Below are 16,167 nucleotides of genomic sequence, written 5' to 3'. Positions count from 1 at the left end.
CATCAATATGGCAACAAACTGATCCCAGCGGGTGGCTGATCTTAATTTTTGCCCAGAGTGGTGCAGTTTAGCCAGACGTTCAAAATCTTGTCTTAGAATGGGTTTGAGTAATTGATGAAATACGGTATTCTGATGTGACAAAACCTGAGTCCTTTATAGTTAAAGTGTTTGTTTGCACTCATATTTTAACTATTTAGACTCAGGTTTTTTTATTTAAAGCAAACTATGGGACAGTAGTGCGGTAACGTCCCTTTTTTATTTATTCGATTGTTATTTTTTCAACGCTTTAAAAGGAATAGCTTATAATCCTTTGAGCCAGTTTTAGTGTCTAGTCAATGATGAATGCTTTAGAACGTCGTTCAACCTTTGCCTTAAGTAGCATTTTTGCCTTACGCATGTTGGGCTTGTTCATGATTATTCCTGTTTTTTCAGTTGCAGGGCAATCATATCAATACGCAACACCTGCTTTGATCGGTTTAGCTGTCGGGGTGTATGGCTTAACGCAGGCGATCTTACAGATTCCCTTTAGCTTGTTGGCAGATCGTTTTAGTCGTAAGCCACTGGTTGTTCTCGGACTGCTATTGTTTGCGATTGGCGGTGCGATAGCAGGGTTTTCCGAGACGATCTATGGTGTAATCATCGGTCGTGCGATTGCGGGTGCTGGTGCTGTTTCGGCAGTTGTGATGGCCTTGTTGGCAGATGTAACCCGTGAAGAGCAACGAACGAAAGCAATGGCAGCCATGGGTATGAGTATTGGCTTGTCTTTTGTGGTGGCATTTAGTTTAGGGCCGTGGTTGACGAGTTTAGTCGGAATCTCAGGTTTATTTTTTGTCACGACCATCATGGGATTAGCCGCGATCTTAATGTTGTTATTGGTGCCGAAAGTCACTCGCCATCATCGAAATTTTCAACAAGGTTATTGGGCACAACTAAAACAAGTGATTCAAATGGGCGATTTAAATCGCTTGCATGTGTCAGTGTTCTCATTGCATTTATTGCTCACTGCAATGTTTATTTACATCCCTTCGCAATTAATCGACTACGCACAAATTCCTTTAGCAAAACATGGTTTGATTTACTTGCCCTTGTTATTGGTGAGTTTGTTTTTTGCATTTCCGAGCATCATCATTGCGGAAAAGTACCGCAAGATGCGTGGGATTTTTCTATCTGCAATCGCAGGCATTATTGGGGGCTTGTTAATTCTCATTTTTGGTTATGAATCGAAATATGTGTTGCTAACAGGCTTAGGAATTTTCTTTATTGCCTTCAATGTCATGGAAGCTTTATTGCCTTCTTGGTTATCGAAGGTCGCTCCGATTCAGTCCAAAGCCACTGCGATGGGTGTCAATGCAAGTAGTCAGTTTTTAGGTGCTTTTTTTGGTGGAACATTGGGCGGTCAGCTTTTGATGTTACAGAATACGGCGCTTGGCTGGAGTGTGTTAACGGGGATTGCTATACTATGGCTGCTGGTTAGTTTTGGGTTGTCTCAACCAAGATATTTGTCTTCAATCGTGCTTCGACTACCTGAAGCGCAACAAACAGATGAATGGTCTTCAAAATTACTGGCAATTCGTGGTATTGAAGAAGTCGTGGTGATGTCTGAGCAACAAGTTGCTTATATTAAGGTCGATAAACAACATCTAGATGATGCTGCGCGACAAGATTTAACGCACTTGTTGGGTAAAGAGGTAGCCATTTAAGCATAACTCTTATAAAGTAAAACATAGAAATAGATAGGACGTAGACAAGCTAATGCGTGGTGTGAATAAAGTTATTTTAGTCGGTACTTTGGGTAAAGATCCTGAGACAAAAACCTTTCCAAATGGTGGATCACTGACCCAATTTTCGATTGCAACAAGTGAATCGTGGACAGATAAAAATACAGGCGAACGAAAAGAACAAACAGAATGGCATCGTATCGTATTGCATAACCGTTTAGGTGAAATTGCACAGCAATACTTACGTAAAGGTTCGAAAGTTTATATCGAAGGTTCATTGCGTACGCGCCAATGGACAGACCAAAATGGTCAAGAGCGTTACAGCACCGAAATTCGTGGTGACCAAATGCAAATGCTCGATTCTCGCCAGCAAGGTGGTGAGCATCAAGCGGGTAATGATTTTAACCAACCGCGTTTTAACAACAATCAAGGCGGTGGCTACCAAAATACAGGCTATAACAACAACCAAAATGGTTATGGTCAAGGTGGCGGTTTTGGTGGTGGAAATCAGGGCAATTATGCAGGCAGTCCGCAAGCAGGTAATGGTTTTAATACACCAAAAGCCGCACCTCAACCTGCTGCTGCTCCAGCTGACTTAGATGATGATTTACCGTTCTAATCAGTTAAAAGACATGAAAAACCTCTTTTCCTGATCCGAAAAGAGGTTTTTTTATGGAGATTTATTGAAACTAGAAGCCAAGTTTAAATGGAGCTGAATCGAAGTTTAGGGTCTAGACAAATTTCTATTTCGATTCAGATTTTATTTTTAGAAAGGATTTTAAAGAAGGGGTTGATATATTAAATCACTGATTTATTTTAATTAATTTGATGTTGTATTTTTTAATTTGATGATGTTTCCTTTCAATATTGTTTAAAAAACTCGCCGAGATTGAGCATTATTTTTACAATTGGCTCTCTCTGTTATTCTAAAAATGGCTCTCGTTTCTTCAGAGCCGAAACGACAAATTAAAGCCATAGAAAGTATGCATGCGGAAGCGTCGTTTTTAATCCTTATTCCATTCTGGACGGAATAGGTTGAACGACACAGTTTTTAGGAGGTATTTGCGGCATGGTGTATGTGATGCCAAAAGCCGCTAATACCTTCAATATATTAAGGAAAATGATATGGCAGCACATCAAAATAGTTCTGAAGCCAATCTCTCCCAAGGTCTAAAACACGGGCTACAGTCACGCCACCTCACGATGATTTCAATTGCAGGTGTGATCGGTGGTTCTTTATTTGTCGGTTCAGGCAGTATTATTTACAACACAGGACCAGTGGTCTTTCTAACCTATGCCTTAGGTGGTTTACTGGTTTGGTTCATCATGCGTATGTTGGGTGAAATGGCGGTGTTAAACCCAGACAGCGGTTCATTTTCAACTTATGCTGACCGTGCAATTGGTCGATGGGCAGGCTTTTCAATCGGATGGTTGTATTGGTGTACCTTGGCGATGTTGATGGGATGGGAAGCCTATGTCGCAGGTAAAATTCTGAATAGTTGGTTCCCCTTTATCCCGATTTGGGCTTATATGGTCTTGGTCATCGGCGGATTAGTTGCAGTCAACTTACAAAACGTCAAAAACTATGGTGAGTTTGAGTTTTGGTTTGCTTTGATCAAAGTCATTGCGATCGTGGTGTTTTTGGTGATCGGTAGCTTAGCGATCATGCATTTATGGCCGTGGGCTGATGCGTCTGCTTCTGGGGTCAGTAATCTAACCGCTCAAGGTTTTATGCCAAATGGCGCATCGTCAGTGATTACGGCATTACTTGGAGTTATGTTTGCCTATATTGGAGCTGAAATTGTCACGGTTGCAGCGGCTGAATCAGAAAATCCATCGAAAGAAATTCGTAAAGCCTCAAATTCAGTGGTTTGGCGAATTGTATTATTTTACGTCGGTTCAATGTTTGTCGCGGTTTGTTTGATTCCACATAATAACGAGTTATTAAAAGACTCAACTTGGGGAACTTATAGTGTGACTTTAACGGCACTCGGTATTCCAGAAGCACGTCATATCGTGAATTTCGTGGTGCTAACTTCAGTATGCAGTTGTTTTAACTCAGCATTGTATACCTGTTCACGTATGCTATTTTCATTATCAAAACGTGGTGATGCACCGAAAAGTTTTGGTTCTGTAAATAGTAAGAGCAGCCCTTGGGTAGGGGTGATTGTGTCATGCTTTTTCTCAGTAATTGCTGTGATTTTAACGGCTACCGAAAGTATGAATGTATATGACTTTTTCATGTTAACTACAGGTGCAGCAACACTGTATGTGTATTTAACCATTGCCTATTCTCAGCTGCGTATGCGTAAAAAACTTGAAGCAGAGGGCGCAAAAATTGAATTTAAAATGTGGTTATTCCCTTATATCACTTATCTCGTGATATTTGCCATTATCGGTGCAATTCTTACCATGTTGATAGAGGGAACCTATTTTAAAGAAGTCATTTACACCACAGCGCTCTTTGGCATTATCGTGTTCTTTGGTTTTGTCTCGCAAAAATTGCGTTGGGGTGAAGAGCGTCGAGCATCTCACCTGAGCCAAGTGCATGAAGAAAAATTGGTCTAAGTTCGTTTAAAAGTGAAAAAGAGCCTCAAATCATGAGGCTCTTTTTTTTAGATACGACAATCGTAAAACAGCATCAATTGAGCGTGGGAACACCTGCTTCTCGTAAGCATTGCAATAACACACCAAAAGCCATCACCATGTCTTTTTCATTAACACAGGCGAAGCCCATCAACAGTCCACGTTCAGCGAGAGCATGTGATTGCATGTAATATTGCGACAATGGGCGAACTTTCACGCCTCGTTCTAAGGCTTTACTGGTAATCGCGACATCATCACAATCACTTGGTAATTTGAGAACCAAATGTAAGCCTGCGGCTTCATCATATTCATGTAGAAATTCAGTACCTAGATAGCGTTTGATCAAACTGACCAGATAATCCCGGCGTTTGCCATACAGTAGGCGCATACGTCGAATGTGCGCTTCATAATGACCTTCACGAATAAATTCAGCGAGTGCTTTTTGTTCAAGCAAATGCCCACCACGATATAGTTCTGCTGCCACGATTCTTAAAGATGAGAACAAGGGTTTAGGCACAACGAGATATCCAATTCTGAGTGATGGATAAATGGTTTTACTGAAGGTACCCATGTAGAGCACAGGGGCATTATTTTCTAAACCCTGCAAGGAGGGATAAGGTTGTCCTGAGAATCTAAACTCACTGTCATAATCATCTTCTACGATCCAACTGTTGTGTTGACGAGCAATTTGAATCAATTCTTTGCGTCGATTTACACTGAGATGAGAGCCTAAAGGATATTGATGAGAAGGGGTAACAAAGATCAGTTTAGGCGGTTGAGTTGGATTGTTTTCAGGAATAATACCTTCTGCATCAACGGGCATAGGTTGAATATCCAAGCCATTGATCCTGAGTGTGTTACGCATTCCCCAATATGCGGGATCTTCAATCCAAACACGATCACCAATGTCACTCAGCGCACGAGAAACTAAGTCAATCGCTTGATGAATGCCTTCGGTGATAATGATTTGATCTGCATCACATTGCACAGAGCGGGCGACTTTTAAGTAATCTGCCAAAGCACTCCGAAGTTCAATACATCCCCCAGCATTGCTATAAATCAGTCGATTCACATCAGGTTCACGACTTAAACGTGCTTGAATACGACTAAAAATATGATGTGGAAACTCAGTGACATCAGGTGCCCCGGGTACAAAAGCTCCCCATTGATGCGGTGATGCAGCAGCATAGCCCAATAAGTTTGAGCCACGTTGTGATAGTACATATGAACTTTGGATATTAGGGAGTTCAGGTTTTTTCTTTTTATTTTTGGTGTTTAAGAAACTTTCAGGGAGTTTTTCTGCGACCCAAGTTCCATGTCCTGTACGTGCTTCTAAATATCCTTCTGCTTGTAACTGCTCATAAGCACTCAGCACAGTGTTTCGAGAGACATGAATTTCACTGGCTAAATCACGTGACGCAGGTAAGCGCGTCATCGGTTGAATGACGCCTTCTATGATTGCACCACGTAGACATCGAAAAAGGCGTTGATGTAGTTTTCCCTCCGTGTCTTGTTGGAGCCTTTGCAGCAAATGATCTCCAAGTAAACTACGCAATTGGCTCTCTCCTACAGTTTAAAAATGGCTCTCGTCTCTTGCCTTGAGACGAGCGAAATTACAGCTATAGGCAGTCATTGTATCGCATCCTAAAAATCGACCCCTAGGATGTACGACCAAAGCTGTAACTGATGATGAGATATGAGGGAATAAAATGGATACTCAACATTCTGCACTGAATACACGCAAACAGCAAGCAACGCCACGTGGCGTCGGTGTGATGTGTCAGTGGTATGCAGAAAAAGCTGAAAATGCAACCATTTGGGACAAGGAAGGCAAGCAATATATCGATTTTGCAGGTGGTATTGCAGTACTCAATACAGGCCATCGTCATCCGAAAGTGATCGCGGCTGTCACAGAGCAACTGACTAAATTTACCCATACGGCTTATCAAGTGACACCTTATGAAAGTTATGTTGCTTTGGCTGAACGCATTAATCAGCGCGCGCCGATCGCAGGTGCAGCGAAAACAGCATTTTTCACTACAGGCGCAGAAGCAGTTGAAAATGCAGTGAAGATTGCACGTTCATATACAGGTCGTCACGGTATCATTACTTTTGGTAATGGTTTCCATGGACGCTCATTTATGACTATGGCAATGACAGGTAAAACAGCACCATATAAACGTGACTTTGGTGTGATGCCAGCAGGTGTATTCCATGCGCGTTATCCTGTGCCAGAAAAAGGTATTTCAGTTGCAGCAGCGATTGAAAGTGTTGAAGATATTTTTAGCGAAGATATTGCCCCACATGACGTCGCGGCAATTGTGCTTGAACCTGTACAAGGTGAAGGTGGTTTCAACGTTGTACCTGCCGAATTCTTAAAACGCTTACGTGCTTTGTGTGATAAGCACGGTATTTTATTGGTCGCTGATGAAGTGCAATCTGGTTTTGCGCGCACAGGCAAATTATTTGCCATGAATCATTATGAAACCAAAGCAGATTTGATTACGATGGCGAAAAGCTTGGGTGGTGGTTTCCCAATCTCAGGTGTAGTGGGGCGTGCCGAAGTGATGGATGCACCAAACCCAGGCGGTTTGGGTGGCACCTATGCAGGTAGCCCAATTGCAGTTGCTGCTGCTCATGCGGTGATTGATGCAATCGAAGAAGAAAACTTATGTGATCGTGCCAATGAGCTAGGTACAGAGTTGGTTACTGTTTTAAAAGAAATTCAAGAAACTTCAGGCGATGTTGTTACTCAAATTCGTGCTTTGGGTTCAATGGTCGCTGCAGAGCTAGAAACAGCTGAACAAGCAAAAGCAGTACAAAGTTATGCAATGGAACATGGTTTATTGATTCTCACTTGTGGTAAATACGGTAATGTTATTCGTTTCCTATATCCGTTAACCATTCCTGCTGAGCAATTCCGTCAAGGTCTCGATATTTTAAAACAAGGTTTTGCAGCATTAACAGCAGACAGTGCACAAGCAGTGGAGCAATCTGCATGATTCAAAACAATTTGCAGTATTTATTACAGCACCCCGATATTTCATTAGCTGCACCTGCGGCTCATAACGATATCGAAGTGAAAGATGCTGCGACAGGTGAAACACTGGCATGGGTGAAAAGTTATGACCGTGCTGGTGTTGAAGCCGCGATTCAGCGTTCAGCCCAAGCCCAAGCTGCATGGAAAAAGCAAACTGCTTTAGTTCGTGCCGATGTGCTTTGGGCATGGTATCAGTTGATGCTTGAGCATAAAGAAAATCTTGCACAGATTTTAACTGCCGAACAAGGTAAACCGTTGGCTGAAGCTCGTGGTGAAATTGGTTATGCCGCTTCATTCATCCGTTGGTTTGCTGAGCAAGCTCGTCGTATTGATGGTGAAGTGTTAACGCCAACATTGCCAAATCAACGTTTACTTGTTATTAAACAAGCAATCGGGGTGACTGCTGCGATTACGCCGTGGAACTTCCCTGCGGCGATGATCACACGTAAAGCTGCACCAGCAATTGCGGCGGGTTGTTCGATGTTGGTCAAACCGGCTGAACAAACGCCTTTGACTGCATATGCACTGGAAGTGTTAGCTCTCAAAGCAGGTTTGCCTGCCGATATCTTGTTAAATATCAGTGGTGATGCGATTGAAGTTGGCAAAACACTGTGCGAGAGCGATATTGTACGTAAGTTGAGCTTTACAGGTTCAACCCAAGTGGGGCGCATTTTAATGCAGCAATGTGCGCCGACGATTAAGAAGTTATCGCTCGAATTGGGTGGTAATGCACCTGTATTGGTGTTTGATGATGCCAATCTCGATCAAGCCGTTCAGGGCATTATGGCGAGTAAATATCGCAATAGTGGTCAGACTTGCGTATGTGCGAATCGAATTTATGTACAAGATGGTATCTACGATGCTTTGGCGGATAGGTTAGTTGAAGCTGTGGCTAAGCTACAAGTCGGTGATGGTCGTCAGGAAACATCAACGCAAGGTCCATTGATTGATGAAGATGCGATTGCCAAAGTCCAGTCACATATTGCTGATGCGACTTCAAAAGGCGCGACAATACGTATTGGTGGTCAGCGTTCAGCACTCGGTGGCACTTTCTTTGAACCGACGGTACTGACCAACGTCACTCAAGACATGAGAGTATCTAAAGAAGAGACCTTTGGTCCACTGGCGCCGTTATTCCGTTTCAAAACTGAAGACGAAGCCGTAGCCATGGCAAATGATACGGAATTTGGTTTGGCCGCATATGTGTTTACTCAAAGCGCAGCTCGTCAATGGCGTGTTGGTGAGGCACTTGAATATGGCATGGTTGGAATTAACACAGGAGCAATTTCAAATGAAGTTGCGCCATTTGGTGGAGTTAAACAATCAGGCTTAGGTCGTGAAGGTTCAAAATTCGGCATTGAGGAATATCTCGAAATGAAATACCTCTGTGTGGATTTATCTGAGTAAATCTTGGATAACTGAACACTCAAATGTGTTCGATAAAAACGGTCATGCCCATTCATGACCGTTTTTTTATTAAGCCGAAAGATAACCTTTGTGGCTCTCAGACAAACTTCTTAAATGTTCAATCAAGGTTTCGATCAGGCGTTCGACGACAAGGCGTTGTCCTTTTCGAGATACGTAGACCAATTGCAAGGTCCCAATATTAGATTTCCATTCAGGCATCAAATGAATCAGTTTACCTTTGCGAATGTCGGATTCCACAGTTAAGAATGGTAGGTCAGCGATACCTAAACCATCTGCTACTGCATAATACACACCGGCCAAATCATTACTTTTGATTCGCGGTTGATAGGGAACATCCATCGTTTCCCCTGTGCGAGTATTGCAAAAATGCCAAATATAATTTGCTTTTTGGGTGCCTAGGCTAATGCTTGGATAATCTTTAAGATCAGAAAAATGCTTGATGCTGCGACCTTGGAGTAACTCAGGGGAGGCAACTAGACAATGATCTGTTTTAATGACATCTCGAACAATTAAATTAGAATCTTCATTTGGTTCAAAATTGGTTCGAATCGCGAGATCAATATCATCATGTAAAATATCCACTCGTCGACTGGTGAGCTCAAGTGATATTTCTACTTTAGGATAGGTTTTTAAAAATTGATTGAGGATTTTGCGAATTTGAAAATGCATCATTAACGGTGGACAGCTAATTTTAACTAAGCCTTGTGGTTCGCTTTTTTGTTTGAGTAAGACATTTTCCGCACACTCAACTTGAGTGATGACTTTACAGCACTCTTCATAAAATTTTTGACCTAATTCGGTCACTTTAAAATGTCGAGTTGTACGCTGAATGAGGCTGACATTAAATTTATTTTCTAGGTCAATGATACGGCGGCTGAGCTTTGATTTGCTGATATTTTCTGCTTCACTTGCAGCACTAAACCCACCATGTTTTACCACTAGATAGAAATAATAATAATCATCAAATGAGTTCATCAAGGCAGATCAAATCCTATAACTATTCAGTTGAGAATAGCATGAACTATTCTCAACTGATGGAGCAGGTCAATTATTTTTGATTAGTGTTTTGATTATAGCTGTTGATCAAATTACGATAATCTGGAATGTGGTTTGAGAATAATGTTCCCAATCCTTCAATATCATTACGCCAGACACGATGTAACTCACACGCCATACCAAACCATGTCATTAATTGAGCACCCGCTTTAGACATACGATCCCATGCTGCATCACGAGTCAACTCATTAAACGCACCTGAAGCATCGGTAATTACAAAAACTTCAAATTCTTCAGCAAGTGCTGATAGTGTTGGGAAAGCCACACAAACTTCAGTCACAACACCTGCAATAATCAATTGTTTTTTGCCAGTTGCTTTAACCGCTTTAACGAAATCTTCATTGTCCCATGCATTAATCTGACCTGGACGCGCAATATAAGGCGCATCGGGGAACATTTCTTTAAGTTCAGGAACGAGGGGACCATTTGGACCATTTTCAAAACTTGTTGTTAGGATTGTCGGTAAATTAAAATATTTCGCAGCATCTGCAAGTGCCAACACATTATTTTTAAATTTGTCAGGATCGATATCGCGGACTAATGACAATAAGCCTGTTTGATGATCGACCAATAACACAGCCGCATTATTCTTATCTAAACGAATATAGTCTTGGCTCATGATTTTATTCTCAAGTTGTTTTAGGTTGATTTTGAAAGAAAGGCTTCGATTGAAGCTTGAAATTAAAATTATGCTATTGGAAATTTTCTAGGTTCAGAAGTCTGAAAAATGAGACAAACAATACTATAAATAGGATTATTTAAGTCTCATCCTGATTTATACCCTGTGACCAAGTTATTTGTCCTATTTATGAAATAATGTGTTGCTGTCCTGTGCCTATAAGTCTGTCTCCGTGAGGCGTAGAATAATCATCAAGATCGCAACTTCTACACTTTAGGAGTAAAAAGATGAAAACGATTACAGGTATTTATCAAAATAAACATATGCATTGGGTGGGTGATGGTTTCCCAGTGTACAACTTATTTTCTTATGATCGCTTAGGGCAAACAATCAGTCCTTTTTTACTTTTGGACTACGCAGCACCTTATCGCTTTGAACCAACTACAGTTCAGCATGGCGTGGGTACACATCCACACCGTGGATTCGAAACTGTAACAATAGCTTATCAGGGTGAAGTGACACACAAAGACTCAGCAGGTGGCGGCGGTACGATCAAAACTGGTGATGTACAGTGGATGACTGCTGGCTGTGGAATTCTGCATCAAGAGTTTCATTCTCCTGAGTTTGCTCAGCAAGGTGGTTTGTTTGAAATGGTGCAACTATGGGTCAATTTACCTGCACACTCAAAAATGACACCTGCAAAGTATCAAGCGATTGAATCTAGCAAGATTCAGAAAATCGCATTAGATGATGTGGGCAGCGAGTTACGTGTGATTGCGGGCGAATACCAAGACCTTGCAGGTGCAGCAACAACATTTAGTCCAGTCAATGTTTGGGATGGTCAATTGATCGAAGGTCAAAGCCATACGTTCTATGTGCCTGAAGGACACACCACATTGTTTGTGCTGTTGTCAGGTCAGGTTGTATTGAGTAATCAAACCATTGATTCTCCAAGTTTAGTCGTGTTAAGCCGTGAAGAGATTGATTTTGCTGTTCAAGCAACTCAGAACAGTAAATTCTTGATCTTAACTGGCCAACCATTGAATGAACCAATCGAAGGTTATGGTCCATTTGTAATGAACAATAAAGCGGAAATCGTTGATGCAATTAATGATTTTAATCGTGGTAAGTTTGGAATAATGAATTAAGTTTAACCAAACATTGATTCATATAAGAAAGCCCATAACTCCTTTGACGTTATGGGCTTTCGGCTATAAGGTTCCTCTATTGATTATTTTAATGTTATGTCACTTATAATTATGCAGTTTATTATGTGACTCAGTTTTCATTGTTGTGTAATCAGAATAGCCCCATTTTTGTGACTTGCAAAGGGGGATCAGCGTGAAAAATGGAAAAATAAAGAACGATCTGTATATTTTTATTATTCATTTAATAATAAAATTAATTTATTCATAAGCTTACGATTAAAAAATCAGCTGTGCTAAATGTAACAATACATGAAGACATTATTACTACAAAAGTATGGCTTAAATGCTGAATCTGGTATTTTTTAATACGGCATTTGGGTTAACTATCAGTCATAATCAAGAAAAATCATCAACTGATGGGACAAAAATTTTGGATATTGCAATTATTGGCAGTGGAATGGCAGGACTCGCTGCCGCCAGAATCCTACATGATGCAGGGCACAAAGTAACCATATTCGAAGCACTCGCTGGACGAGGTATGGATAGCCACAGTATCGAATTCGATGGTGGTATTATTGATGCACCCTTACGTGTGATGAATCCTAAACTTTGGAAGAATACCTTAAGTTTAGCCAGTCACTTAGGAATAGAAACGTTTCCAGTGCGCACGTTTATGGCGTGTAGTTGGTTGTTTGAAGACAAAACAGACACATGGTTGACCACTTCGCGCAGTCGAATTGGTAACTTTCCGATTATTAATAACCGCAAAGGCATTCAGCAATATGGCTGGCGTCTCGTAAAAGGGATGTTGCAACTCAAAACTGCTGTTAATCAATTTTTCAAATCAGATAATCAAGACATCACCTTAGCTGAATTCATGAATCAATATCATATTGAAGAAGTATTTTGGCATGGTACGGTGATGCCAGTGCTGTACACCATTTGTACATGCCATCCTAAAACCATTGGTGAATGGCCAGCTAAACCATTACTTGAATTTGTACGTCAATTGACGGAAGGCGAAGCACTACTACGAATGAAAGGTGGAACACCTGCTTTGGTGAATCGTTTAATCGAAGGGATTGAAATTCATAGTGGTGCGCCCGTTCAGAAGGTTGAAGAGCACAGCGATAAAGTATTGGTCGACAATGGACAAGGTGAAAGCAAAGCTTTTGACCGTGTTGTGATTGCAACGCCGACACCTGTGATTGAGAATTTCTTAAAGCAGCCTCAATTTGCTGATGACATCGACATATTGAAAAAGTTCAGATTTGAAGATGGTGATTTGGTGATTCATACCGATCCTGTCGTCATGCCAGCACGTCGTAAAGATTGGGCTGTATTGAGCTATATGATGGATCGTAAATTTACCCGCCAACAATTTACAGTTTGGATTAATGCAGTTGAACCATCTTTAGTGGGAAAAAATGCAGTGTTCCAAACTTGGTGTCCAGTCATTGACATCGATCCAAAGAAAATTATTTCTAAGGTTAAATTGACACGAGCAGTGGTTGATTTAGAAACTGTTGCTTTGAATAAAGAGATTCAACAACGTCATCTACAACAGAATCGTAAGGTCTTTTATTGTGGTTCTTGGTCATGTGATGGCTTGCCAATTTTAGAATCAGCAGTGACTTCTGCGATGCATATTGCAGAAATTTTAGGTGCCCCAGTTCCATTTGTTGGACTTAAACCACAAGTTAAAGTTGCACCTGAACTCGGTTACTAAATATGAAGCGCTTCAAGCAAGCATGGATTGAAAGCCTCATCGGGCATAAATATGCCATAGATGCAAAACGACTTGGTGATGAATCTAGGCTTGCTTGGAGTAATTTAGGATATTGGCAACAGCTACAGGATTATCCCTTAGCATGTCAAACGTTAGCAGATCAAATCGCTGAGGCAGTTCAGCTTAAAGGTTCCGATCGTGTTTTAGATCTCGGATGTGGGCAAGGTGCAAGTTTATTGCATTGGATTGAGCAGTATCATGTTCGTCAACTCAGTGCAGTGGAGCTGCAAGCTGAATGTGTCAAACGAATTCAACATGAGTTACCGCAGGTTGAAATTTATTGCCAATCCTTTTTAGATTTACAGCAACCCGTTACTTTGAATTTATTTGATGTGGTGCTGTGTTTGGATGCAGCTTATCACAGTGATTTGAATTCATTTCTTCTCTCAGCATCATCAGTTTTAAATTCAAAAGGACGAATTGCTTTTCATTATTTAATGTGGTCTGACCGTTGGCAAAACTGTTCTCAACTCCAAAAGCAACAATACCGTTATTTATTAAAGGCTGCGGATGTTAATGATTTAAACCTTCAAACAGAGTCAAAATTGCGTCTAAACTTGCTAGAAAATGGTCTAGATGACATCATTATTCAAGATTTTTCAGAACCCGTTTTAAACGGTTTTTCAAATTTTATAAAAAATAAAACCGCAATAAAAAAACCGTTTGATTTTGCTCAACTTAAGATTGAGATGACTGCCAAGTTGTGTGCAAAGCTCTACCATGATGGATTGGTGCGGTATATTCAGGTGAGTGCAGTCAAAAAGTGAAAATAATATGCCAGTCTTATATTCAGGATCATGCTTATGTGGTGCGGTCAGTTATCAAGCTAGTGTAGAGCCACATTATCAATTTAATTGTCATTGTCGAGATTGTCAGAAAGCAACAGGTGCTGCATATGCGCCGATCGCATTTTTTCATCAATCAGAACTCAATATTCAGGGTGAACTTCATTATTTTGAATCATTTGGTGCATCTGGGAAGCCAATTCGACGTGCATTTTGCCCGAGATGCGGCTCGCAAATGTTTGGGTTACCAGAAATAGTACCAGATATGATTTCGATTCGTGCAGGAACTTTGGATGATCCAAGTTTGTATCAACCGCAAGCAGAAATTTTTGTGAGTCATGCAAATCAGTGGGATATGTTAAATCCAGAGCTTTTGCATTTTGAGAAAATGATGAGGAAGAAAAAGTAGAAAATGGTGCCGGCACACGGATTCGAACTGTGGACCTACTGATTACAAGTCAGTTGCTCTACCAACTGAGCTATGCCGGCAACGTGGCGAGAATTATAGATAATCCGTAGAAAAAAACAAGCGAAAAAATGAGCAAATAATTCGATTTATCCCCACTAAAAATTTTTATATCAAATTTTGATCAATTTTTGCTTGTTTGAAAGTGAGATGTATGGGAAGAGCTGCTAAAACTGCAAAAGTACTTGCCCCGATTCAGAACTATATGAGTGGGATGCCCTAGAAAATATTTATAAATATTAGGAGTGACACTTTATGCCATAACACGAGAAATGTGGTTTTTTTGTGTCAAAAATTAAAACTAAATATATAACAAATATATAAAAAATCATTTTTTCATTGAATTTTTTTTGCTTTCTATGTATTGATATGAATTAAGCATTTCTGCATTTAAATTAGGGATAGTTCATGATTGATGTGCAATATTCCGAAAATGTCTCAATTCTTCAATTATCTGATACTGCTTTTGTATTGAAGATCAATGATGCGAAGGTATATCACTTTTTATTGACACACTGTGAGCGAGAATTGGGCTGGGGAAAAATGATTCAAACTTCTCAATCATTTTTAAATGGTGAGATTGAATATCAAATTAATCTTGCGGAAATGGATGTTGAACACTTTGGGCGAGAGTTTTTTATGTTAGAGCCTGAGTTATTGGACAACATTTCGAAAAATTAAAGCTACAGATATGACTGATTTGTTGAAGTATCAATATTTATCCTGAATAAAAATACATACTTATTGGTTTTGCCATCTCATCCCCAAGAGGTGGCTTTTTTTATGTTTGTTTTGTGACTTGATTTAATCTGAATCGTCTAGGGATTTGTATAAAAAATTAAGGAATAAAATTTATATGAATTACTCTATCTCAATTCGTATCGCAACCAACTCAGGATTTAATAGGATATATTGGAAAACATAAGGCAATAAAAAAAGCTTAAACCCTTTAGATTTAAGCTTTTAGAACTCTATGAGACATCATAGAAACTAAATTTGGCGAGAGAGGGAGTCATATTTGTTTTATAAGTAAATGAAATATAATTAAATAAAAATATATATTTTTAATTATACCCACATTTATACCCCCAACTATATAAGGGTGCTCTTATGTCATCTGATGGTTATTATTAAATGAACAAATAACAACCAGTTGGTATATCTGAATTATTTTACTCACAGTGAATCGATTTTGGCTGTGATCAAACATTCAGGCTATGCGGGACGAATGACCACACATGGTTTTAGATCTCTATTCCGTACAGTTGTAAACGAATCAAATCTGTTTAATCCAGATGCAATTGAACGCCAGCTTGCTCATGTACCTCAGAATAGGATTCGCTCGGCCTATAACCGAGTACAGTACTGGGATGAGAAAGTAAGGTTGCTGAAGTTGTATGAGAAACAAGTGAAAGAATGGATTGTATAGCTACGCCTTTGAGCGTGGTTTTTTTTGCCTGATATTTAATTTTGGGCTGGGAATTTATAGTGAAAAACCTAGGAATCGGGGTAAAAATTATTAGGAATTAATG

At 40.2% G+C, this 16,167-nt stretch carries 14 protein-coding genes, 1 tRNA gene and 1 pseudogene; 11 read left to right on the top strand and 5 right to left on the bottom strand.

Going from position 1 to position 16,167, the window contains the following annotated elements; translation table 11 throughout:
• Window positions 1–141 (bottom strand): DUF4372 domain-containing protein (locus F948_RS16215; RefSeq protein ID WP_004963338.1); only part of this gene is annotated, 141 nt, incomplete at its 3' end.
• Window positions 142–335: 194 nt separating this feature from the next.
• Between F948_RS16215 and F948_RS13670 the strand changes: the two genes are divergently transcribed.
• The 3 genes from F948_RS13670 (at window position 336) to F948_RS13660 (ending at window position 4,286) form a co-directional block, all read left to right on the top strand.
• Window positions 336–1,700: an MFS transporter gene (locus tag F948_RS13670; protein WP_005403380.1), complete on the top strand. Its 1,365-nt coding sequence runs from the start codon at window positions 336–338 to the stop codon at window positions 1,698–1,700.
• A gap of 52 nt (window positions 1,701–1,752) precedes the next feature.
• Complete coding sequence (gene ssb / locus F948_RS13665; RefSeq protein ID WP_004909838.1) at window positions 1,753–2,337, top strand: single-stranded DNA-binding protein; 585 nt, start codon at window positions 1,753–1,755, stop codon at window positions 2,335–2,337.
• 506 nt (window positions 2,338–2,843) lie between these two features.
• Window positions 2,844–4,286, top strand: a complete 1,443-nt coding sequence (locus F948_RS13660; RefSeq protein ID WP_004964863.1) for an amino acid permease — start codon at window positions 2,844–2,846, stop codon at window positions 4,284–4,286.
• Between the two features lie 73 nt (window positions 4,287–4,359).
• Here F948_RS13660 and pdxR read toward each other — a convergent pair whose 3' ends face one another.
• A complete protein-coding gene (gene pdxR / locus F948_RS13655; protein WP_004964862.1) occupies window positions 4,360–5,859 on the bottom strand; it encodes a MocR-like pyridoxine biosynthesis transcription factor PdxR in 1,500 nt (499 codons plus the stop codon).
• A gap of 154 nt (window positions 5,860–6,013) precedes the next feature.
• Between pdxR and gabT the strand changes: the two genes are divergently transcribed.
• Window positions 6,014–7,306: a 4-aminobutyrate--2-oxoglutarate transaminase gene (gene gabT, locus F948_RS13650; protein ID WP_004964859.1), complete on the top strand. Its 1,293-nt coding sequence runs from the start codon at window positions 6,014–6,016 to the stop codon at window positions 7,304–7,306.
• Window positions 7,303–8,751 carry an NAD-dependent succinate-semialdehyde dehydrogenase gene (locus tag F948_RS13645; protein ID WP_004964855.1) on the top strand — a complete coding sequence of 483 codons (1,449 nt, stop codon included), beginning with the start codon at window positions 7,303–7,305 and terminating at the stop codon, window positions 8,749–8,751. The genes gabT and F948_RS13645 overlap by 4 nt, the downstream gene beginning before the upstream one ends.
• Before the next feature lie 69 nt (window positions 8,752–8,820).
• Here F948_RS13645 and F948_RS13640 read toward each other — a convergent pair whose 3' ends face one another.
• Window positions 8,821–9,747, bottom strand: a complete 927-nt coding sequence (locus F948_RS13640) for a LysR substrate-binding domain-containing protein (protein ID WP_004964854.1) — start codon at window positions 9,745–9,747, stop codon at window positions 8,821–8,823.
• 73 nt (window positions 9,748–9,820) lie between these two features.
• Entirely contained in the window at window positions 9,821–10,447 is a 627-nt protein-coding gene (gene ycaC, locus F948_RS13635; protein WP_004964852.1) for an isochorismate family cysteine hydrolase YcaC, read from the bottom strand.
• A gap of 287 nt (window positions 10,448–10,734) precedes the next feature.
• Between ycaC and F948_RS13630 the strand changes: the two genes are divergently transcribed.
• From F948_RS13630 to F948_RS13615, 4 genes are all read left to right on the top strand, one after another.
• On the top strand, window positions 10,735–11,595 hold the full coding sequence (locus tag F948_RS13630; RefSeq protein ID WP_004964851.1) for a pirin family protein: 861 nt from the start codon (window positions 10,735–10,737) through the stop codon (window positions 11,593–11,595).
• A 430-nt stretch (window positions 11,596–12,025) separates the two neighbouring features.
• Window positions 12,026–13,324, top strand: a complete 1,299-nt coding sequence (locus F948_RS13625; protein WP_026057365.1) for an FAD-dependent oxidoreductase — start codon at window positions 12,026–12,028, stop codon at window positions 13,322–13,324.
• Window positions 13,325–13,326: 2 nt separating this feature from the next.
• Window positions 13,327–14,151, top strand: a complete 825-nt coding sequence (locus tag F948_RS13620) for an SAM-dependent methyltransferase (protein WP_004964848.1) — start codon at window positions 13,327–13,329, stop codon at window positions 14,149–14,151.
• A 7-nt stretch (window positions 14,152–14,158) separates the two neighbouring features.
• A complete protein-coding gene (locus F948_RS13615) occupies window positions 14,159–14,578 on the top strand; it encodes a GFA family protein (protein ID WP_004964846.1) in 420 nt (139 codons plus the stop codon).
• Window positions 14,579–14,582: 4 nt separating this feature from the next.
• On the opposite strand, the gene F948_RS13610 is transcribed toward F948_RS13615, so the two are convergent.
• Window positions 14,583–14,658 (bottom strand) — tRNA-Thr (locus F948_RS13610).
• Window positions 14,659–15,043: 385 nt separating this feature from the next.
• Here F948_RS13610 and F948_RS13605 point away from each other — a divergent pair.
• Both F948_RS13605 and F948_RS16205 read left to right on the top strand, forming a co-directional pair.
• Entirely contained in the window at window positions 15,044–15,316 is a 273-nt protein-coding gene (locus F948_RS13605; RefSeq protein WP_004951410.1) for a hypothetical protein, read from the top strand.
• A 499-nt stretch (window positions 15,317–15,815) separates the two neighbouring features.
• Window positions 15,816–16,064, top strand: a pseudogene (locus tag F948_RS16205) (tyrosine-type recombinase/integrase); the annotation flags it as partial.
• Window positions 16,065–16,167: the final 103 nt, after the last annotated feature.

Source organism: Acinetobacter junii CIP 64.5, from assembly GCF_000368765.1.
In the GTDB taxonomy this organism is placed as follows: Bacteria; Pseudomonadota; Gammaproteobacteria; order Pseudomonadales; family Moraxellaceae; genus Acinetobacter; species Acinetobacter junii.
The sequence above is the reverse complement of the archived record's forward strand: the minus strand, read 5'-3'. Positions and strand labels throughout refer to the sequence as shown.